The organism is Verrucomicrobiaceae bacterium (assembly GCA_016713035.1).
Taxonomy (GTDB): Bacteria; Verrucomicrobiota; Verrucomicrobiia; order Verrucomicrobiales; family Verrucomicrobiaceae; genus Prosthecobacter.
The window spans coordinates 353,536-373,501 of the sequence record JADJPW010000004.1 but is presented as its reverse complement, the minus strand read 5'-3'; the positions used below and the strand labels follow the sequence as shown (position 1 = coordinate 373,501).

17 protein-coding genes are annotated in these 19,966 nt (G+C 59.0%); 3 read left to right on the top strand and 14 right to left on the bottom strand.

Annotated elements, in window-relative coordinates; genetic code table 11:
• Positions 1-110 precede the first annotated feature (110 nt).
• The 8 genes from IPK32_15780 to IPK32_15745 form a co-directional block, all read right to left on the bottom strand.
• Positions 111-575 (bottom strand): hypothetical protein, encoded by a 465-nt coding sequence (locus IPK32_15780; protein MBK8093391.1) that lies wholly within the window; start codon positions 573-575, stop codon positions 111-113.
• Positions 576-578: 3 nt separating this feature from the next.
• Positions 579-740 carry a hypothetical protein gene (locus tag IPK32_15775; protein MBK8093390.1) on the bottom strand — a complete coding sequence of 54 codons (162 nt, stop codon included), beginning with the start codon at positions 738-740 and terminating at the stop codon, positions 579-581.
• Positions 730-1,458, bottom strand: coding sequence for a hypothetical protein (locus tag IPK32_15770; GenBank protein MBK8093389.1), 729 nt, complete (start codon positions 1,456-1,458; stop codon positions 730-732). The genes IPK32_15775 and IPK32_15770 overlap by 11 nt, the downstream gene beginning before the upstream one ends.
• A gap of 36 nt (positions 1,459-1,494) precedes the next feature.
• Positions 1,495-2,526: a DUF4917 family protein gene (locus tag IPK32_15765; GenBank protein MBK8093388.1), complete on the bottom strand. Its 1,032-nt coding sequence runs from the start codon at positions 2,524-2,526 to the stop codon at positions 1,495-1,497.
• Between the two features lie 21 nt (positions 2,527-2,547).
• Positions 2,548-2,736, bottom strand: a complete 189-nt coding sequence (locus tag IPK32_15760; GenBank protein MBK8093387.1) for a hypothetical protein — start codon at positions 2,734-2,736, stop codon at positions 2,548-2,550.
• On the bottom strand, positions 2,733-5,072 hold the full coding sequence (locus IPK32_15755; protein MBK8093386.1) for an N-6 DNA methylase: 2,340 nt from the start codon (positions 5,070-5,072) through the stop codon (positions 2,733-2,735). The genes IPK32_15760 and IPK32_15755 overlap by 4 nt, the downstream gene beginning before the upstream one ends.
• Positions 5,073-5,189: 117 nt before the next feature.
• Positions 5,190-5,951 (bottom strand): DUF3800 domain-containing protein, encoded by a 762-nt coding sequence (locus IPK32_15750; GenBank protein MBK8093385.1) that lies wholly within the window; start codon positions 5,949-5,951, stop codon positions 5,190-5,192.
• Positions 5,952-5,953: 2 nt separating this feature from the next.
• Entirely contained in the window at positions 5,954-8,503 is a 2,550-nt protein-coding gene (locus IPK32_15745; protein MBK8093384.1) for a DEAD/DEAH box helicase family protein, read from the bottom strand.
• A gap of 332 nt (positions 8,504-8,835) precedes the next feature.
• On the opposite strand from IPK32_15745, the gene IPK32_15740 reads away from it, so the two are divergent.
• Entirely contained in the window at positions 8,836-10,158 is a 1,323-nt protein-coding gene (locus IPK32_15740) for an HlyC/CorC family transporter (protein MBK8093383.1), read from the top strand.
• Between the two features lie 226 nt (positions 10,159-10,384).
• Positions 10,385-11,665, top strand: coding sequence for a dihydroorotase (locus tag IPK32_15735; protein MBK8093382.1), 1,281 nt, complete (start codon positions 10,385-10,387; stop codon positions 11,663-11,665).
• Between the two features lie 36 nt (positions 11,666-11,701).
• Here IPK32_15735 and IPK32_15730 read toward each other — a convergent pair whose 3' ends face one another.
• The 6 genes from IPK32_15730 to IPK32_15705 all read right to left on the bottom strand — a co-directional run bounded on the left by IPK32_15730 (position 11,702) and on the right by IPK32_15705 (position 18,583).
• Positions 11,702-12,505 (bottom strand): class I SAM-dependent methyltransferase, encoded by an 804-nt coding sequence (locus IPK32_15730; protein MBK8093381.1) that lies wholly within the window; start codon positions 12,503-12,505, stop codon positions 11,702-11,704.
• 132 nt (positions 12,506-12,637) lie between these two features.
• Positions 12,638-13,150, bottom strand: coding sequence for a hypothetical protein (locus IPK32_15725; GenBank protein MBK8093380.1), 513 nt, complete (start codon positions 13,148-13,150; stop codon positions 12,638-12,640).
• A gap of 11 nt (positions 13,151-13,161) precedes the next feature.
• Complete coding sequence (locus IPK32_15720) at positions 13,162-13,494, bottom strand: hypothetical protein (protein MBK8093379.1); 333 nt, start codon at positions 13,492-13,494, stop codon at positions 13,162-13,164.
• A 53-nt stretch (positions 13,495-13,547) separates the two neighbouring features.
• Positions 13,548-15,008 carry a DUF1501 domain-containing protein gene (locus tag IPK32_15715; protein MBK8093378.1) on the bottom strand — a complete coding sequence of 487 codons (1,461 nt, stop codon included), beginning with the start codon at positions 15,006-15,008 and terminating at the stop codon, positions 13,548-13,550.
• Positions 15,009-15,032: 24 nt separating this feature from the next.
• A complete protein-coding gene (locus IPK32_15710; GenBank protein ID MBK8093377.1) occupies positions 15,033-15,524 on the bottom strand; it encodes a hypothetical protein in 492 nt (163 codons plus the stop codon).
• Positions 15,525-15,544: 20 nt separating this feature from the next.
• Positions 15,545-18,583, bottom strand: coding sequence for a PSD1 domain-containing protein (locus IPK32_15705; protein MBK8093376.1), 3,039 nt, complete (start codon positions 18,581-18,583; stop codon positions 15,545-15,547).
• A gap of 121 nt (positions 18,584-18,704) precedes the next feature.
• On the opposite strand from IPK32_15705, the gene IPK32_15700 reads away from it, so the two are divergent.
• Positions 18,705-19,964: a tyrosine--tRNA ligase gene (locus IPK32_15700; GenBank protein ID MBK8093375.1), complete on the top strand. Its 1,260-nt coding sequence runs from the start codon at positions 18,705-18,707 to the stop codon at positions 19,962-19,964.
• Positions 19,965-19,966: the final 2 nt, after the last annotated feature.

Sequence of the window (19,966 nt, the reverse complement as noted above, 5' to 3'; positions counted from 1 at the left end):
CTTCGCGGCTTCTGTAGTCCCGCCTTCAGGCGGCGCAGCCATTGGAGGGAGCGCTGGCATTCGCGCCGCCTCTTTCATTCAACCAAGGAAGACAAGGAACGCACGGAAGCTCACTGCCGAACAACGCGGTGATACCACGAGGGGCGTGCTTTCTCAAAGGCGCGGCGACGGATGTCCTTCACGTTCTTGCGTGGATCGAAGAAGAACAGGCCTTTGGCATCGTGACCGGAGACGACCCAGTGCCAGGTGCCTTTGGCGCGGTTCCATTGCACGGCCACGAGCGAATCAGGCGGCACCTTGCGCCAGGTGCGGCATTTCACTTGCCGGCCCAGCCGCAGCCCGAGAGGTTTGAGCATCGCCCGCAGGTGCTCGGGATAGGTGCGTTGGTTGGACTGTTTCCGTTTCTTCTTCAGCACCTCATGGGCGAGGCGGTGGGCATCGCGAAAGCTCAGCCGGGCGAGCATGGCCACACAGGCCACGCCGCAGGAGGTGCCAGTTTGCTGCACGACACGCTGGATGGGGCGGGTGCGGCGCTGGCGGGACTTGCGTTGCAGGGCAGTGAGGGAGGCAGCCATGGGTCAGTCGCGGGCCGCGGTCTCTTCCTCACCCCACACACGAGCCAGGGTGGCCTGGATTTTGGCTTCCATGCGGGTGATCAGCTCCCGGTTCGCTGCCACCAGCGCCTGCTTGGTGCTTGATAGAGGCTGGTTATTCTGTCTCAAAACGATCTCATTCAGCAACAAAGTTTTGACGGAGGGTTTGGTGGAGGGACTCGATGCAATCGAAGCCAAGGTGGGAAACCACTTCGTCGGGCATGTCGAGTGCAGCGCAGATCTCGACGTCCTTTTGGGAAAGGTAATGAGCATGAATCAGGGCTTCCCGAATTTGATCAGCATCTTCAGTATACTGCCGGTCATTGGGATTGCTGCTTTCCTTCAGGAAGCGGACATAGCAGCGCTGGATGGTGTGGATGGAGTGGGTTTGGATTTCATCCACGATGCGGAGGATTTCCCGAATCTTGATGTCGAGCGCAGCTTGGGTGCTGAAGAAGATGTTGCCGTTGGGGTGGGCGGTTTCGTTGCGGTCGTCCACTAGCTTGGCGTAGGTGCCGATCTTGCCGTTGTCGCAGGCGATGAGTTTGAGGAAGCGCAGCATCGTGCGCTCGGGCACGACGCTGAAGGAGAAGGGCGAGGTGGCAGCGAGCAGCCCTTTCTCCACATCCTTGCCAAAGCCGATCAGGCCTTTTTCAAAATCCTCTGGCACGCTTTGTTTGATCTGCCAGATGTTGAAATAGACGAAGCTCATCGTGAGCATGTGGTAGGCGAGAAAGGCGAACTGGTATTTGTCGTGCGTGTAGTTCGTCTCGAAGGCGTCCCACAGGAATTTGATGTATTCCTGCTCCTTCGGGGTCTTGAAGGAGAGCGGCAGGTAGTTGGCGAGTTCGGCAGCTTCTTCCATGTGGGTGCATTTTAACTGGCGCTAAATCTATCCGGTTTACTTCCAGACTGACGCACTTGCCGCGTCATAAAACTTGACCTCCAACGGCCTCCGATCCGGTCTAAGCCTAGCAATTGCTAAGGCACGACGAATGATCGTTTTGTTCACTGGGGAACTAGGGTCGCCGTAAAGGCTTACAAAGAGCTGAGATGTCTTTCCATGCCGACCGATCCGGTCATTAAAGATGTGGTCGTCACTCTCATCTAGAGAATGGCCATAGACGACGATGGCGCCCTGAAGTTCCGTGAATGAGCGATACATTTTGCAAAGATAATCATTGTGCCTGATTCGCTCCAACTTCTCGTCACTCGTTCCTTCTGACACGAAGACAGGGTAAAATTCCTGTTTTAACGCTGCGCGGATTTGGTCAACCAAAGGGACCATGGTATTGATCCAGGTGAACTTCTTCATTTCAACGCCGGTATCATAAAGATGCAGAGCCCCATGCAGATATCTCACCGTTTGAGATTTTGAGTTGTCTGGATCCCACGAAACGTAACTGGCTCCGGGGTCGTCAGCAGGCTTACGGAATCCGTCATCACAAGGGATTTCATCATCACCAAGCTCGTCCTGCATGAGCGCCCAATAAAGGAGCAGGTCATAGTTCAGGGTATTGATGCTCTTATAGCCACGCACAAACTCGCGGCAGTTCAGATACTCGTCCGACTCTATATTATGGGGCCTATTGGGGTGCGAATCCGCAACCGCGCTCACTAGCACCTCCCGAAGAGCATCGGCATCCTTACAGGCTCTTTCCTTGGCTTTCACATCGCCGGGGGCATAAAGTTCACAGATCAGCGCGAAGTTCCGCAGAGCACGAATCACCGCTTCGAAGTTTGTGGTCGAAAGGCGATCGAATGCTTTACGTGCTCTGGCGAGGGACGAAAAATCCGCTCGATCAAACAGCTTGTCGTATCGAAACAGATCTGGACGGCAAGCAATGCTGAATCCATTGCCCAGAAGAAGGTGACGGCGAGTATCAGCCTTGGAGAGAACGTCGTCGTAGGATATAATCGTTGGTGCGGGCATAGCAGCTAATGGTTGAGGAAACTAATCAGAAACAGCTTCAACACACGGCGAATCCTCACCCCACACACGGGCCAGGGTGGCCTGGATTTTGGCTTCCATGCGGGTGATCAGCTCCCGGTTCGCCGCCACCAGCGCCTGCTCCGCCTCGATCTCCGTCACGATGGCGCGTTGGGTTTCCAGCGGGGGGATCGGGATAGAATATTCCTTCAAGATCTGTGCACTAAGGTTGCTTTGGTCCCACCACGGGCTTCGCTTATTTCTCGCAGATGATCGTAACGAGATTGGAGGACTCGGAATAGGTAGCGATGGTCGAGCAACTTTCCTTTGGGCATAAACGCGGCACAGGCTTGGTTAATTGAAGCATCAATGCCAAGAATGGCGACCCTGCCACGCGTGACTCCTTGTCCATACATTGCCATGAGCACAGTTCCCTTTGGGACAATCCATGTGGATGAGTTGTCGAGACCGTCCTTTGTAATGAACTCGTTCGCGTGTTCAATAATACCATAATCAATAAGCGTCGTTGTCACCCATGGTATGTCTCCGTTCCAGAATGACTCATTTGATCGACTGGGGGTGCCTCCAGACTTGATTTCGCAGACTTCGCCAAGCTCCACCATCGGCCAGTCGGGGTGGATGGGGATGTGGGGGCGGTAGTGGTTGAGAACGGCGCGGGCTCCATCGATGACTTTCTGGTAGCCCTCGATCTCCGCCACGATCTCCTGCTGCACCTCCAGCGGCGGCAGGGGGATTTCAATCGTCTTCAACGTGCCAACGGAAACGAAGTTGAATGACGTCTTTCCGGATAACCTGATGAGTTCGTCTTTGAAGCGGCTTGAGACGAGGAAAAGATATTTTGGTAGCAACCGATCAGCGAAGGTCTTTTTCACTACCAGACCGTTGAATTGCTGGTTGGTCGTCAGTTCGATCTCAGTAAATGCAAACTCACCGACTGACGCCGTGCAGCAGAGAAGCACAGAATGCTTGGGGAGTAGCTTGAGGCTCGTTTCATTTAGCCCCTCAGCGGTCACAAATTTCTCCGTCTTCTCAATTATTCGCCCATTCTTCCGAATGTCTTCGACAGTAAACCAAGGCACAGTCCCATTTTCCCAATAGCGGGGTTCTTGCTTGGACGGCGTTGAGCCGTTGAAGATGTCGCATACTTCGGAGAGCGCATAAGAGGGATACTTTTCGCTTTTGACCGCGCCCTCCCGATACCTTTCCCCGCTCAGGTTGTAGTCGCCATTCGCCGCCACTTTGCTTTTTGGGACGATGAGGCCGGTGGTGAGCTGCATTTCGCTCATGTCGTTTTCGGCTCTCAAAGCCTCCAGATAGGCTTCGACCTCGGTTTGGACCTGCGGGAGGTCGTTGGCTTCGATGGCGCGGCGCTGGGCACCGAGGCCGAAGCCGTCGTTTTCCACTTTGAAGAAGGCGATGGTGTCGCTCTGCTTCGCGAGGGCCTTGTCGAGCAGGAGGATGGAGGTCTTCACCCCGGAGTAGGGATTGAAGCAGCCGGCAGGGAGGGAGATGACGGCGACGAGGCAGGTGTCCACGAGCATCTTCCGCAGTTCCACGTAGGCGGTCTGGCTCTGGAAGATGATGCCCTCCGGCACGATGATTCCGGCGCGGCCCTGCGGCGTGAGGTGCTCCGCCATGTAATCGACAAAGAGCACCTCGCTGCGCTTTGCCTGGATGGAGAAGCGCTTGTGCGGGCGAATGCCGCCCTTCGGCGACATGAAGGGCGGATTTGCCAGGATGACATCCGCCAGCTCGTTCCAGCGCTCTTCCTGCGTGAGGCTGTCGTATTCGTAGATGTGCGGATCGGTGAAGCCGTGGAGGTAGAGGTTCACCAGGGAGAGCCTCACCATGTCGGGCGAGATGTCGTAGCCTTTGAAGTTCTTCGCGAGTTTGCCCTTATCGTCTGGCGTGAGGGTGCTCTGGCCCTTGGCGTTGCGGTTGGTCTTGAGGATGTGCTTGTAGGCGGAGATCAGGAACCCGGCGGTGCCGCAGGCGGGATCGAGCACGGTTTCGTGCTTCTGGGGCTTCAAGATCTCGACCATGAAGTCGATGATGTGGCGCGGGGTGCGGAACTGCCCGGCATCTCCCTGGCTGCCGAGCACGGAGAGGAGGTATTCAAAGGCATCGCCGAGGCGCTCGCTGTGGTCGTAGCGGAACTCGTCGATGATTTTGAGGAAGGCATTGAGCGTCTCGGGATCGCGATACGGCAGGTAGGCGTTTTTAAAGATGTCGCGGAACAGGGCGGGCAGGCCCTCATTCTCCGTCATGCGGGTGATGCCATCGGCGTAGCAGCGCTGCTTTTCATTCCCGGCCTTCTTCATCAGCTCCGCCCAGCCGTAGGGGGCGAACTCTCCTTTGAAGAACTTCCGCTTCCCGCCCAGCTCCACGGCCTCGGCGTCCATATCGTCCATGAACTTGTAGATGAGGGCGATGGTGATCTGCTCCACCTGCGACTTCGGATCGGGGACCTTGCCCACGAGGATGTCACGGGCGGTGTCGATGCGGCGTTTGGTGTCTGTGTCGAGCATGGAGGGGAAATGGGGATTTGACGGAAAGGGGAAAGCGGGAGAGTATTCGAGCAAGTTGGGTTGGAAATGTCCGGCCGGCGCTAGGCTCTTGGAAATATCCGAGGGCCTTTCGCATTTCTAGGGGACACGCAGGAGACCCGTTTTGTCGAGGCCGCCACCCGCATCTCGGTAAAACTTCGTTTTGAGGATGTCGAAGGCCCGATTGGGCTGGTGTGGACGAAGATGATGCAAGCCAATGGGTCGGGCGATGAGATCGGCGAGCTGGAGGCCAGCGGAGTTCGAAGCTTTGGGCACCATGACGAGGTCAAAAGGGAGAGGTGAGGCATGAACCGGTGTGACATCACAAAACCGGCGGAAAGTCAGCTCTAATTCCTTGTCTTCCTTTCTGCCGCGGCATTCGACGATGATCGGCGTGCGGAGCTGAGACTGCCCCTGGCTGGAGAGGAACTGATACACACCATGCAGGCCCTTCTCCATGGCGAAGTCATACACTCCGATGGCGGCCTCTACCTGATGGCGGGATGCGAAGGCAGGCTTATCAATCACAACAGCGACCAGAGTGGCGGGCAACGAAGCCATGATGTCATTCAAGCCGGACAGAAAGGCTTCACGCCGGGTTTTGTTCAAAAGAAAGGCGAAGGAATCACAGGGCTTCCGGATTTCATGCTCATGCAGAACAATCTCGTCATGCCCCCAATGCTTCATTTTGAACTGCTGAAGCTCGCGGCAGACCTTTTCAACGTAATCCGATTTTCGAATGATGGCGAAGGCCAGCACAAAGGCGGAATACTGGGGGTCAATGCTGGTGAGGCTGTGATCACCGCTCTCGTCCACGAAGACGAGGTAGTCACCGAACGGCATGGCTGCGGCTTCACTCATGGCTAGGCGACGAACTGGTTCACCGGCACATAGTCGCGGATGTATTGAGGCACCAGCTCGCGGAACTTTTTCGGCACGGCCTTGAAATCGGCGATGGAGAACACCGGGTTCGCAGCGAGATCGCCAAATTCTTTGGCTTCGATGATGTGGCGGATGCGCTCACTGGTGGCGTAGGCTTTGAAGAAGGTCTTCAAGGCGGGGATAGCCTCGGCTTCCTCCCCGCCGGGCTTCACATCGGCGAGGAACTTGGCAAATTCCTCCTCCAGCAGCTCGTCCTTCGATTTGAAGCCGGGGATGAGGCCGAAGACCTTTTCCAGCACCTCGCGGAGTGAGAGACGGCGATCCACGCCAGCGGCCTTGCGCAGCTTTTCGAGCGTGTAGTGCTCCGTGGGCTTGTCGAGCAGGTGCTCATGAATGTAGTCGATGACATGCTCCCAGCGTCCGGCCTGCACATCGGCGGTGACGACGGGGTCGGCCTTTACGGTGTCCTCGAATTGCTTGAAGAACATGCGGTCCACCTTCATGCCCTCGGGGCCGATGGTGTCCTCCTTCAGCGTGGAAACGATGTCCTCCCCGAGGTGCTCGTAACCACCGCTGGGCGTGGGTCCGCCACCGGTGCCGCCTTCCTCTCCGCCGGTGCCGCCGGAGGGACGCGGAGTCTTGATGACCTCGTCGTAATCGAATTCCTCCTCGAAGTATTCGCAGTTCGCGAAGAAGTCGAAGAGCTTGAAGCTCGTCTTTTGCGGCTGTTTGACCTCGGACTTCATGTCCTCATCCCGCAATTGCTCGCGGAAGTCGTGTTTGCGTGTGCCACGGCCTTTGATCTGGATGAAATCCGTGGGGGAGAAGATGGGGCGGAACAGGCCGAGGTTCAGAATGTCCGGGCAGTCATAGCCGGTGGTCATCATGCCGACGGTGACGCAAACACGGGTCTTGCTGGTGCGATACTCGGGCAGGACGTGGCCGCTGCCCATGAGATTGTTGTTGGTGAAATTGATCGTGTATTGCTGAGCCTCGGTGACGTGGGAAGTCACCTGCACAGCGAAGTCCGACTGGTAGCGCCCCGGCCAGATGACATCCGCCATCTCATTGAGGATCTGCGTGAGCTTCGCCGCATGGTGCTGGCTGACAGCGAAGACGATGGACTTCCCAAACTCTGCGCTGACGGGATCACGCAAACCGTTTTCCAGGAAGGTCTTGCAGAAGAGCTGGTTCGTAGCCGGGGAGAAGAACCGCTTCTCAAACTGGCGGATGCGATAGACCTCTTTGTCATCGTCTTCACCATCGTCCTCCTCCTTGGCATCAACGACGAAGCCGGTGTCTGACAAAAGCTGGGTGGTGATCTCCGTGCGGCAATCGACGACCGTGGGATTGATGAGGAAGCCGTCCTTCACCCCATCGAGCAACGAGTAGCGGAAGGTGGGCTGACCGTCCTCGCAACCAAAGGTGCGATAGGTGTCCAGCATGAGCCGCCGCTCATACTCACGCGGGTCTTTTTGATGCGCCTCGTCCTTGTCGAGGTTCTTGAGGTAATCCTTCGGCGTGGCGGTGAGGCCGAGCTTGTAACCGATGAAGTAGTCAAACACCGCCCGAGCATTGCCGCCGATGCTGCGGTGTGCCTCATCGGAGATGACAAGATCGAAATCCGTGGGCGAAAAGAGGCGCTGGAATTTGTTGTCAAACAGCAGGGACTGCACGGTGGAGACGACGATCTCAGCGTGCCGCCAGTCATCGCGGTTGTCCTTGTAGATGACGGTCTTGTAGTCCTTCGCGAGCAGCTTGGTGAAGGCCTTCCACGCCTGATCCTCCAACTCCAGCCGGTCCACGAGGAAGAGCACGCGCTGCGCATTTCGCGTGCGCAGGAAGAGCTTGATGAGCGCGGCGGAGGTCAGCGTCTTGCCGGTGCCGGTGGCCATCTCCAGCAGGAAGCGCGTTTTGTTTTCTCCTACGGCCTTCTGAATCGCATGGATGGCCTGGATCTGGTAGCGACGCAGAAAGCGTAGCCCGTGGGTCTCCTTGTAGCGCTCCCGCTCGGCCTCATTTTTCCATCCCGCTTCGCTGAGATACGACGGGCGCTGCGTAAGCACGACGAAGTCCTCGGCGACCATTTCCGCCGCGAGGCTGGCGGGCATGGGGATGATCTTCTGATACCCGGCCACGGACTCCGGCGAAGGAAAACTGGTGATGACCTGCGGATTGCCCTGCTCCAGGTCCCAGAAGTAGTGTAGGTTTCCGTTCGAGAGGATGACGAAGCGGCATTTCTGCGAGCGGGCATAGCTGCGGGCCTGCTCCTTGCCCACCAGCGGGTTCTTGTCTTCCGACTTGGCCTCCAGCACGATGAACGGAAAGCCTTTTTCATTCAGCAGCAGGAAGTCGATGAAGCCCTTCTTGGCCTTCTCGAAGTTCTGGCCCAGCGCGTCGATGTCTGCGGCTTTCAGAGTGACGCTCGGCTCCAACTGGATGTTCGCCGGTCCCTTCTCATCCGCGAAGAACCGCCAACCCGCCGCTTCGAGCAGTTTGTTGATCTTGATGCGGGCGGAGGCTTCTTTCATCCGTGACAGGCGGGATTTTTCTTATTCAAGCAGGGAATGGCACGGATGGCAAGGTTTTGGGACTGGCAGGCGGGAGGACCAGGAGTGGGCAAACCAGTCTGCCTGCGTGCGGGCAGCGAAGTTGCCTTGTTGCTGTGCAACAAGGGATGAAGGGCCTGTTCCGCAGGAATAGGGCAACGATGCGCGGGCTGCGGAGGAGGAGCGTCTGCGAGGGGAGGGGGACAGGCTTTCCGAGGTGTGGGCGATGGGGGTTGTTTCGGGGCGAAAGGTGCGGCAGACTGCGGCTCCATGGTGGCACGGCTTGCTCCACATTTTGTTTCTCCCCACTTCGCATGACCGAACTCCTGCTCATCCTTTTGCTTCTCGTGTTCAACGGTGTCTTTGCCATGGCGGAGATCGCCATCGTTTCGGCGAAGAAGGCGCGGATGATGGATCGGGCTGAAAAGGGCAGCCATGGGGCGCGGTTGGCGCTGAAGCTGGCGGAGAATCCAGAGCGTTTTCTGAGCACCGTGCAAATCGGCATCACGCTGGTGGGGGTGCTGGCGGGGGCCTTTGGTGGGGCGAGCCTCGCGGGCTATGTGACGCCGTGGCTGGAGCAGGTTCCTTTCCTAGCGGGACATGAGGAGCAGGTGGCGTTTGGGCTGGTGGTCGCCTTCATCACCTACCTCTCACTCATCATCGGTGAGCTGGTGCCAAAGAGCCTCGCTCTGAGAAACGCTGAGGGCATCGCCTGTGTGATGGCGGGGCCGATGAACTGGCTTTCGCGGGTGGGGAGCCCGCTGGTGTGGGTGCTGGAGCTGAGCACGCGGACGCTGATGCGCTTTTTTGGCAAACCACAGGCTCCCAGTGGCCCCACGACGGCAGAGGTGGAGGTGCTGCTGCGCGAGGGACTCATCACAGGCAATGTGCGGCACGAGGAGAGCGAGCTGGTGGAGGGCGTCTTTGACCTGCGGGAGCTGAAGGCAGAGGAAATCATGCGCCCGAAGCCGAAGGTGATCTTTCTGCATGTGAACGATGCAGCCGCGAGTGCGGCGGAGGAGCTGGGCGATGGCGTGCGGCAGGTGGTGTTTCCCGTTTACGGCGAAACACGTGATCATGTGGAGGGCATGGTGTCGCTGCGGGCCTTGTTCCTCTCTGTGGCGGCTGGAAAGACGCAAATGGTGAGGGAGCTGATGCGTGAGCCGGTTTTCGTTTCCGATAATCAACCAGCGCTGACGCTGCTGGAGGAGCTGCGCACGGCCTCCCACCACGCGGCGATGGTGACGGACGAGTTTGGCATCGTGCGTGGCATGGTGACGATCGAAGACCTGGCGGAGGAGATCGTGGGGGATCTCGCATCCAATCGCCCTAGCACGTCCATGACACCACAGGTCCGTGAAAACGGCCCGCAAAGCTGGCTGGCCGATGGCATGACGGAGATCGACGCCGTGAACGCGGTGATTCCCGGCTTTGAGGCCGTGGCCAATGCGGAGGACGATGCTTTTCAAACGCTGGCAGGCTTCATCATGCAGCATCTGGAGCGTCTGCCACGGGAGGGTGAAAAATTCACCGTGGGCGGCTATGAGATCGAGATCATCGACATGGACCGCCAGCGGATCGACAAGGTGGGTGTGCGGCGGCTCATAGAGGCTACGGCACTGGCTACCGAGCCGTAAAAGTCTCTGGAGCGGCAGCGCTGGCGCTGTTTTTCCACTCCAGGGACCTCGGCACCATGCTGCCGGGCATTTTTGAAGCTGCTGGTGCTGGCTAGCTACGGCGCCGGGTCACTTTTCCGACTGCTGCGCCTGCCCCGCAGTCTGAAACGGGCGGAAGATTCAGCCTCCAGATTTCAAATCATGATTTCCAATCCCCGGCGGATGTGCTCCGTGTAGCCACATCCGCATGAAACGCCTCTACCGCCACGCCCAGATCGCCAGCGAAGACTCTCCGAAGCTCCAACAAGCCGATGTACTCGTCGAAGACGGCAAAATCATCGGTGTAGCCCCCAGCATCGAAAAGGCTGATGGGGCCGAGGTCATCGACTGCACTGGCCGCGTGCTGATGCCGGCCATGTTTGACATCCATGTCCACGCCCGCGAGCCCGGGCAGGAGGACAAAGAAAACATCAAGTCCTGTGCGGAAGCCGCCATCAATGGTGGCGTCACCGGCTTTGTCATGATGCCGAATACCGCCCCCGCGATCGACAATGCGGGCGTGGTGCGCAGCGTGCTGGAAAGCGCCCGCCGCACCCGCATCGGCCCCAGCATCCTCACCAGCGGTGCCATCACCAAAGGCCGCAAAGGTGAGGAGCTCGCGGGCATCGCCGCCATGAAGGCTGCTGGAGCCGTGCTGCTCACCGATGATGGATACACGGTCCATAATCCGCAGGTCCTGCGCCGCGCCATGGAGTATGCCCGAGACCACGGGCTGGCGCTGGCTAGCCACTGCGAGGTCAAAGAACTCAGCGGCAAAGGCTGCATGCACGAAGGGAAAATCAGCTACGCACTCGGCCTGCCCGGCATCCCCGCTATTTCAGAGGAAATCTGCATCGCACGCGACATCCGCCTCGCGGAATTCACCGGGGTGCATCTCCATATCCAGCACGTCACCACGGCGGAAGGCATGCAGACCATCCAGCGTGCAAAGGAGCGCTGCATCCGCGTCACCTGCGAGGTGGCCCCTCATCACCTCATTTTCCACCACGAGCACATCGGCGACTACGATACGCATTTTAAGATGAATCCACCCCTGCGCACGCCGGAGGACAATGCGGCGCTGCTCCAGGGGCTCAAAGACGGCTTGTTCGACTGCATCGCCACCGATCACGCCCCGCACACGCCTTTTGAAAAGAACCAGGACTTTGCCAGTGCCCCTTTTGGCATCACTGGCCTGGAAACTGCCCTGCCCAGTCTCTACCATCACTTCATCGCGAAAGGCCACCTCGACTGGTGCCACATCGTGAGGCATTACAGCGCCGCGCCGCGCCGCATGTTCCAGCTCCCAGCCGTCTCGATCCAGGAAGGCAGCGCCGCTGAGTTCATCCTCTTTAATCCGCAGCGCTGCACCACCTTTAGCCGCGAGTTCATGAAGTCTCGCAGCGTCAATACACCCTTCCTCGACCAGACACTCTCTGGCCTAGTGGAACGCGTCATCTACCGTGGGGAAGAGCTGCTAGCGCGGTGAGAGGCGAGTGCCCCGCGCGGGCTGCGCAGAGCCGCCTCAGCACGCCTCTTTGCGCAGGCACCAGGAGCGATACTCCACCTCGCCACTGCGCAGGGCCTCATACACGCGTGAGCCTGGGATGCCCGCGAAATCACGGCCCAGAGCATGCAGAAACGTGGGCAAGTGCTGCACGATCAGGACGCTGCTCCGCTCAGCATTCATCTCCATGCCCCGCAGCACCTCCTGGCTGATGTCACGCGTCTGCACCATCTCCAGAGTGGTCTGCGCCATCGCGGCCTTCCAGGGCTCGATGTCTGGCTGAAACCGAAAATCCGCATACAGTAGGTGCCCGCCCGGCTTTAGCACCCGCGCTACCTCGGCCAGAAATCCTGGGAAATCCGGGTAGCAGTGCGATGCCTCCACATTGATCACCGCATCCAGTGAGCCCGTATCAAAAGGCAGCCGCTGCGCATCCCCCTGCACGAACTGCAGCCCCTCCTGCTGATGACGCCGCTGGCAGAAGCCAATCCCCGTCGGGTTCAGGTCCAGCCCCGTGTAGCTCGCAGGCCGCAGCGTGCGACTCAGCCACGCCGCACCTCCACCATGCCCGCAACTGACCTCCAGCACCCTTTTTCCACTCAGATCGACCTGGGTGGCCACATGGTGATAAAGCTGGATACAGCCCCGATTCGGCTCATCCGCCGCATCGAGCCGCAGCCCCACGGGCGGGTCCGATTCAAAAGCGTAATTGAGAAACAGCACCTCATCGCCCCGCAGCCTCCGTGTCAAAAAAGGATACCACAGCGCCCAGATCGCTTTGCGCACGGGCGGACAGGAGAAAAGACGTTCGAGCAAGGACATGCAGGCAAGCTTTACTCGAAAGCACGCCTACGAGGAGCAAAAATCGTTCGGCGTTTTCAAAATTCAGCCACAGCATCCAATCCGCCTCATTCATGGATGTGAGAGCATCACCACGCCAAGCTGACGCGATCATCACGGGAGCTTCTTGGCCTCTGCCACCGCCTGATTGAGCACTTGGTTCGTCCGCACGATCCACTTCTCCTCCATCGGCGTGTCCCAGAGCAGTTTGCGCACCTTTTGCTCATCCAGCCGCTTCGTCGCCAGCAGGAAAGCCAGCAACCGCACATCCTTCGGTCTCCCCGCGAACAGCTTCGCCACCGCCATGTCATGCGGATCGAGCGCAAACACCCGCGGGCACCCCTCCAGCGGCACCAACCGATCCCGAAAGTCCGGCGGGAAACAATCGAAGGCGGCGGGCCTGACGATGTCGGCGTAGTAGCCGAACATCTGGAAGAATGAGCTTTCCTTGATGCACTTTGTGAGCATCTTGCCGATCTCTTCACTCCAAGGGTCGAGGATGAAATCCGCGTCGTTGGTGTTTTCGTAGATCGTCGTAGTCTCGGCGATGTCCGGAAAGGTCGCGAAGGCTGATGCGGAGCCGAAGACGATAATCCGCACCTCTGGCACCAAGGCTGCCGCAGCCATGGCCATGTGATTCAATGCCTGGAGCTGCATAAGAACGGTTCACTTTCCGCTTCGCTTAAAACACCAGGAAAGGGGGCGAATCCTTTGAAAAACCGCGTCTCCTCGTCATCCGCCCGCAGCACATCTCCCAGATGTCGAAGACCGCCGTGAGATTGTTTTGCGTGGACGATCAAGTCCTTCCACTCTGCTAGTCTTTTAGCCGCCCAGTGACCTCGCTGGGTCCAGCGCTCGATATTCTTCAGCGGAATATCCAGCAGCGCTGGCTCACGCTCAAACTTGTCTGCCAAGTAGCAGAAGTAAGCGTGCTCCAGCTTGTCGCCAGTGTCATCGTGCTCGTCGTACATGATACAGATTGTAACCGGAGGCTCAGGGGCTGCCAAGCGGCAGTTTTAGTCCCTCACCCGATGATCTCCTTGATCGGATGCTGGCTCTCCACGCCGGTGAGGCGTGCATCGAGGCCCTGGAACTTGTAACTGAGGCGCTCGTGGTCGATGCCGCACTGGTGGAGGATGGTGGCGTTGATGTCGTTCAGGTGCGCGGGGTCGGTTGCGATGTTGTAGCTGAAGTCATCGCTCTCGCCGTAGCTCACGCCGCCTTTGATGCCGCCACCGGCCATCCACATGCAGAAGTTCCGCGGATGGTGGTCGCGACCATAATTCGTCTGCGAGAGACCGCCCTGCGAATAGACCGTGCGGCCAAATTCACCGCCCCAGATGACGAGCGTGCTGTCGAGCAGGCCGCGCTGTTTGAGATCGGTCAAAAGAGCGCCGATGGGCTGGTCGGTGTCGCGGCATTGGAGGCGGATGTCGGCAGGCAAATTGCCGTGCTGGTCCCAGCCGCGATGCAGCACCTGCACCACGCGTGTGCCGCGCTCCATGAGCCGCCGCGCGAGGATGGCGCTGGCGGCAAAGCTGCCCGGCTTCAGCACCTCGGGGCCATACAGGTCGAGCGTGGCCTGGCTTTCCTGTTTCAGATCGACCAGTTCCGGCACGCTCGTCTGCATGCGGAAGGCCATTTCATACTGCGAGATGCGCGTCTGGATTTCGGGATCGCCGAACTTCTCAAAGCTGTGCGCATTCATCTGCGCCAGCGTGTCGAGCATCGCGCGACGGTTCGCGGGCGAGACGCCGTCCGGGTTCTGCATGTAGAGCACGGGATCGCCGACGGCACGCAGGGCCACACCGCTGAATTTGCTCGGCAAAAAGCCGCTGCTCCACATGCGGGTAAAAAGCGCCTGCGCCATCGCCTTCGCACTCCAGTTCGGCGTGAGCACGACAAAGGCCGGCAAGTCATTGCTCTCGCTGCCGAGACCGTAGCTGAGCCACGAGCCGAGGCTCGCAAAGCCAGGCACCTCACGTCCCGTCATCACAAAGGTGCAGGCCGGGTCGTGGTTGATCGCGTTGGTGTGCACGGTCTTGATCAAAGCGATGTCATCGACGTGCTTCGCCGTGTGCGGCAGCAACTCGCTCACCCAGCGCCCGCACTGCCCATGCTGCGCGAACTTGAACAAACTCGGTGCCACCGGGAACCGCGCCTGCTTGCTCGTCATGCCCGTCAGCCGCTGCCCACCCTGCACACTCGGCGGCAAATCCTTGTCATACCACTGCTGAAGCCCCGGTTTGTAGTCCCACGTGTCGAGCTGCGACGGGCCGCCATTCATGTGCAGATAAATCACCGCCTTCGCCTTCGCTGCGAAATGTGGCAGTCCCGGTAATGGCTCATGCACCTGAGTTTTGGAAGCCGCAAAAGCATCGCCACCCATCGCATACGTCAAACCGAGCCCGCCGAGTCGCAGGCCGGTCTGTCCGAAGAATTGGCGGCGGGTTTGGAGGAGATTGGATTCGAAGAGGGGATTCATGGGAAACTTAAATGAGGTCTTGATTCAACGATTGAGCGCTTCCGTTGGTGCGTCTGAGGCGAAAGGCTGCAGAAAGGCGCAAAATTTCTTCGTGACCTCTTCCACGGAGCCAAAAACCTTGTCTTGAGCGAGGGACAGATCGTCTTCGAGACAAACAAGTGCGTAGTAGATATCACTCTCGAAATCTTGGAGACAAACCAGGAGATATAGAGGTTGGAGTAAGCGCGCTGCTTGATTTGGAGAGCGCGAAGCAATGTGCCAACATTGCCCCAACAACATTCGAAGAGGCAATCCCGTTGTCGAACTTCCAGGAACGTCGGCTAGAAGACTTTTGACAGCACTGGCTGGTTTGGTGTTGGCTAGACACAGTTCGATGAAGGCATGGTTGGGCTTCTCTTCCCTTTCGATAACTTTTTCTGCCCAGCGGACCACTTGAGAAACTTCACAAGTCTCCAAAGACAAACCTAGCCGGAAGAACTCGGCCATATCTTTGTCAGTTGTGAGTTTGTTGGTCATAGCTTCAGAAAGGCCACCACCTAATTCCGCGTGACGGTTTCATCGAGGTTGAGGACCAAATTGGCGATCAAGGTCCACGCGGCGGTTTCAGCAGGTGCGGCGATCTTCTTCGGAGTCGATTCACCGACCAAAATCGCCTTCTCGGCGGCTTTGGGGTCTTTTTGATACAACTCGCGTTGTTTCGCCAACGCGGCGGTGAGCATCGTCGTCTCCTTCGCGTCCGGTTTGCGGCTCAAAACAGTGCGGAAGAGCCATTGGAGGCGTTTTTCATCTTCTTGACCGGCTTCAGCGATCACGCGCTCGGCGAGCGCTCTCGCGGCTTCGAAGTGCTGGACGTCGTTCATGAGCTGGAGGGCTTGCATCGGCGTATTGCTGCGTTCGCGACGGGTGCAGCTTTGTTCGCGGTTCGGCGCATCGAAGTTGCTCATGAAGGGCGGCGGGGCGGTGCGCTTGAGGAAGCTGTAGAGGCTGCGGCGGTAGAGCGCGGGGCCGTGGTCTTGGAGGTAGTAGCGCGTGTTGCTGTCGCCGTAACCGACGGGTTCCCAAATGTTTGGCGGCTGGTAGGTGCGCACGCCGCGACCGCCCATGTCGAGGTTGATGAGGCCGCTGACGAAGAGCGCGTTGTCACGGATTTGCTCGGCATCGAGACGGATGCGTGGGCCGCGAGCGAGCAAGCGGTTGTCAGGATCGAGGCTGAGGAGGTTTGATTCGACGGGCGAGGATTGTTTGAAGGCTTTGGTCATCACGAGTTGCTTGATGAGCTGCTTCACATTCCAGCCGCCCTTTTGAAAACGCACCGCGAGATCATCAAGCAGCTCAGGATGGCTCGGAGGTTCGCCCTGGGAGCCGAAGTCGTGGCTGGTTTTGACCAAACCGATGCCGAAAACCTGCTGCCAGAAGCGGTTCACCGTCACGCGGGCCGTCATCGGGTTTTCAGGAGCCACGAGCCAGTTCGCGAGATCGAGGCGCGTGGCGCGAGCACCGGTTTTCTTGAGCGGATGAAAGGCGGCGGGCGTGGTGGGCTCGACCTTGTCGCCGAGTTTGTTGTAGGCACCGCGCATGGCGATGAAGGTGTCGCGCGGCTTTTCTTCATCGCGGAAGACGAAGGTGCCTGGAATCGCCGAGTCAGCCGCTGCGCGGAGGTTTTTCGCGGTTTCCCACGCGATGCGACGCTGCGCGATCTCCTCGTTCACAGGCTGGGCGACGCGGGCGAGGTAAAAGCGCAGCAAGGCCTCGCGCTGCTTCGCATCGGTGACTTTGTCCGGCGCGGTCATGAGCGTCTTCAGCTCGGCGGCGGGCACATCGGACGGATTCTTCTTGGAGCCGCTGACCTGCTTCCACCAAGTCGTGAAGGAGGTCAGCGCATGCTTGTCCGCGGTGGTCTTGCCACTGACTTCGAGGCGATCCCACATCACGACACCGCCGACTTGCTGGAGGCTGATCGTATTGAGGCGAGTGCCGGGCTTGAAGCCGAGCACGGCCGCCGGATCGACGCTGAGCTGGGTCCACACGCCGGGCTTTGGCAGCTCGCCGACGGTGATCGCGTTTTCCTGGAAGTAAGTGAGCCCTTCAAAGGCTTTCGCATCGCCCCACATGAGTCGGCGGCCATTGATGTTGAGACAAAGCACGCGTGGCGGGCTCAGCGGATCAACGCGTGCCCACACGCTGATGCGTGGCGATTCCGCGAGCACCACAGGCGTGAGTTGCGGCGTGAGAATTTCCTCGCTGAACTGCCCATTCGCGATCCGCAGCACTCGCTGGCCGGACTTTGCGCCATAGGCGGGCTTGTTTTCCCACACGCTGGGGTTTCGCGTGGTGTTCTTCGTTTCCATGCCGGGAGCGAAAACGTCGTCGAAAAGCACCTGCGTGATGGTTTGAGCCTCGGCGGCCTTTTTCTCGGTGTAGGTGGCTTTTTGCGCCGAATCATCGAGAGCCTTCAGCGCGGCATTTTCGGCGGTGATGGCCGCATCGAGCGCTTTTTGCTGCTCTGGAGTTGGGAGTCGCAAAAAGGGCTCTGTGGACGAGATGTTCTTGTCCATCGCTGGATCGGCACCGCTGTAAAAGAAGGCGTAGAGCGAGTAAAACTCCGCTGTGGTCAGCGGATCGTATTTGTGATCGTGACACTGCGCACAACCGCCGGTGAGGCCGAGCCAGGCCGTGGTGAGCGTTGCCGCGCGGTCCACGGCATAAAGATGGCGATACTCCTCATCAATCGCGCCGCCTTCACTCGTCGTCACATTGCAGCGTGAGAAGCCCGTGGCGGTGATTTGATCCGGCGTGGCATTCGGGAGCTGATCGCCCGCGATCTGCCACACGGTGAATTGATCAAACGGCAGGTTCTCATTGAAGGCCTTCACCACCCAGTCGCGATAGGCCCAGGTGCTGCGCTCGTTGTCGAGATGCAGGCCATGCGTGTCCGCATAACGCGCCACATCCAACCAATGCCGCGCCATCTCCTCACCGAAGCGTGGCGACTTCATGTACTGGTCCACCATGTCCTCGTAGGACTGGCCTTTGAGGAAAGCATCCACCTCCGCCAGCGTCGGCGGCAGGCCGGTGAGTGTGAAGGACACGCGGCGGATCAGCGTCTCGCGATCCGCTTCATCCGCAAAGCCCAGCTTGTCCTTCAATTGGCGTTCGGCGAGCAGGCTGTCGATGCTCGCTCCGGCCTTCTCGGCAGGTTTTTCAAAGGCCCAGTGCTTCTGATACGACGCCCCCTGCTCGATCCAGAGCTTCAGCATGTCCTTCTGCTTCTGCGTGAGCTTCTTGTGCGACTTCGGCGGCGGCATGAGGTCGTCTTCGTCCGTCGTGATGATGCGCTGCCAGACCTCGCTCTTCGCCAAATCGCCCGGCTTGATCGGAAACGCGCCGTCCTTGGCCGTGTAGGCACCTTCCGGCGTATCGAGCCGCAGTTCGGCCTCCCGCTTCTTCGAATCAAAGCCGTGGCAGGCAAAGCAGTTCTCCGAGAGGATGGGGCGGATGTCTCGGTTGAAGCTGAGCGGCTCCTCTGCCGCCGCAGCGGTGGCCAGCAAAAGCAAAATGGGTGCGTAACGGATCATGAGCGGACAACATACGTCATCCGCGATGAGGATTCAGGCGCTTCGTTTGGCAAAATCCCGCCAAGGCGGAAACTAGCCTGTACCTTGACACTCCGCCTAGCCGCTCCACAAGGAACGCTCCATGCCCACAGACCTCATTGCCGATCTCGAATGGCGCGGCCTTTTGAAACAGGCCAGCGACCTCGAAGCCATCCACGAAGCGCTCAAAACGCCGCAGACCTTCTACTGCGGCTTTGATCCGACTGCGGACAGCCTCCACATCGGCAATCTGCTGCCGCTCATGGCGCTGCGCCGCGTGCAGGAGCACGGGCACAAGGCCATCGCCATCCTCGGCGGCGGCACGGGGCTCATCGGCGATCCCAGTGGCAAGGCAAATGAGCGCACGCTGAACACACCCGAGACCGTGGCCCAATACGTCGAAAAAATCGGCGTGCAGGTGCGCAGCGTGCTCGATCCAGACAAAACCATCGTCGTGAACAATGCGGACTGGATCAGCTCCATGAGCGCTGTGCAGCTCCTGCGGGACATTGGCAAAAATTTCTCCGTCTCTGTCATGCTCGCCCGCGATAGCGTGGCCTCGCGGCTGGAGAACGGCATCAGCTTCACGGAGTTCACCTACATGATTTTGCAGGCGTATGACTTTGTGAAGCTCTTTGACCTGCATGGTTGCCGTTTCCAGATTGGTGGCAGTGACCAGTGGGGGAACATGGTTTCCGGACTCGATCTCATCCGCCGCATGCGTGGCGAAGCGGCGCACGTCATCACCTTCCCGCTCATCACCACGAGCAGCGGCAAAAAATTTGGCAAATCCGAAGCCGGTGCCATCTGGATGGATCGTCACAAGACGAGTCCGTATGCCTTCTACCAGTTCTGGGTGAACAGCGAAGACCCGGACGTGCCTCGCTTCCTGCGCTACTTCACGCTGCTGTCACAGGAAGAGATCACCGCTATCGAGGCCGAGCACGCCGCGCGTCCCGAACTGCGCAGCGGCCACAAACGTCTCGCCGCAGAGGTCACGAAGCTCGTTCATGGCGAAGCGGAGCTGCAAAAGGTCATCCTCGCCTCCGAAGCCCTCTTCGGCGGAGCCGATCTGGCCACGGCTGATGTGGGCACGCTCATCGAGGCCACGGCCTCTGCTCCGAGCTGCGAAATCGATCTCGCTGCGATCCCAAGTGTGCCTGACCTGCTGGTGCAGCTAGGCCTCGCCACCTCCAAGGGCGATGCGAACCGCCTGCTCAAAGGCGGCGGCTTCTACATCAACAACAAGCAAGTCGCGGCAGACACCCCCGCTACGCTCACTGCGGCAGATTTCCTGGATGGAAAGCTCTGCGTGCTGCGCAAAGGCAAGCGCAACTACGCGACGGTGCGGGCACGGGAATGATA

Bases quoted from the DNA above. Each gene is read 5' to 3' on its own strand.
- IPK32_15715 (MBK8093378.1), bottom strand. From the start codon at position 15,008: ATGAATCCCCTCTTCGAATCCAATCTCCTCCAAACCCGCCGCCAATTC.
- IPK32_15735 (MBK8093382.1), top strand. From the start codon at position 10,385: ATGAAACGCCTCTACCGCCACGCCCAGATCGCCAGCGAAGACTCTCCG.
- IPK32_15720 (MBK8093379.1), bottom strand. From the start codon at position 13,494: ATGTACGACGAGCACGATGACACTGGCGACAAGCTGGAGCACGCTTAC.
- IPK32_15765 (MBK8093388.1), bottom strand. From the start codon at position 2,526: ATGCCCGCACCAACGATTATATCCTACGACGACGTTCTCTCCAAGGCT.
- IPK32_15730 (MBK8093381.1), bottom strand. From the start codon at position 12,505: ATGTCCTTGCTCGAACGTCTTTTCTCCTGTCCGCCCGTGCGCAAAGCG.
- IPK32_15750 (MBK8093385.1), bottom strand. From the start codon at position 5,951: ATGAGTGAAGCCGCAGCCATGCCGTTCGGTGACTACCTCGTCTTCGTG.
- IPK32_15705 (MBK8093376.1), bottom strand. From the start codon at position 18,583: ATGATCCGTTACGCACCCATTTTGCTTTTGCTGGCCACCGCTGCGGCG.
- IPK32_15740 (MBK8093383.1), top strand. From the start codon at position 8,836: ATGACCGAACTCCTGCTCATCCTTTTGCTTCTCGTGTTCAACGGTGTC.
- IPK32_15745 (MBK8093384.1), bottom strand. From the start codon at position 8,503: ATGAAAGAAGCCTCCGCCCGCATCAAGATCAACAAACTGCTCGAAGCG.
- IPK32_15780 (MBK8093391.1), bottom strand. From the start codon at position 575: ATGGCTGCCTCCCTCACTGCCCTGCAACGCAAGTCCCGCCAGCGCCGC.
- IPK32_15755 (MBK8093386.1), bottom strand. From the start codon at position 5,072: ATGCTCGACACAGACACCAAACGCCGCATCGACACCGCCCGTGACATC.
- IPK32_15710 (MBK8093377.1), bottom strand. From the start codon at position 15,524: ATGACCAACAAACTCACAACTGACAAAGATATGGCCGAGTTCTTCCGG.
- IPK32_15700 (MBK8093375.1), top strand. From the start codon at position 18,705: ATGCCCACAGACCTCATTGCCGATCTCGAATGGCGCGGCCTTTTGAAA.
- IPK32_15770 (MBK8093389.1), bottom strand. From the start codon at position 1,458: ATGGAAGAAGCTGCCGAACTCGCCAACTACCTGCCGCTCTCCTTCAAG.
- IPK32_15725 (MBK8093380.1), bottom strand. From the start codon at position 13,150: ATGGCTGCGGCAGCCTTGGTGCCAGAGGTGCGGATTATCGTCTTCGGC.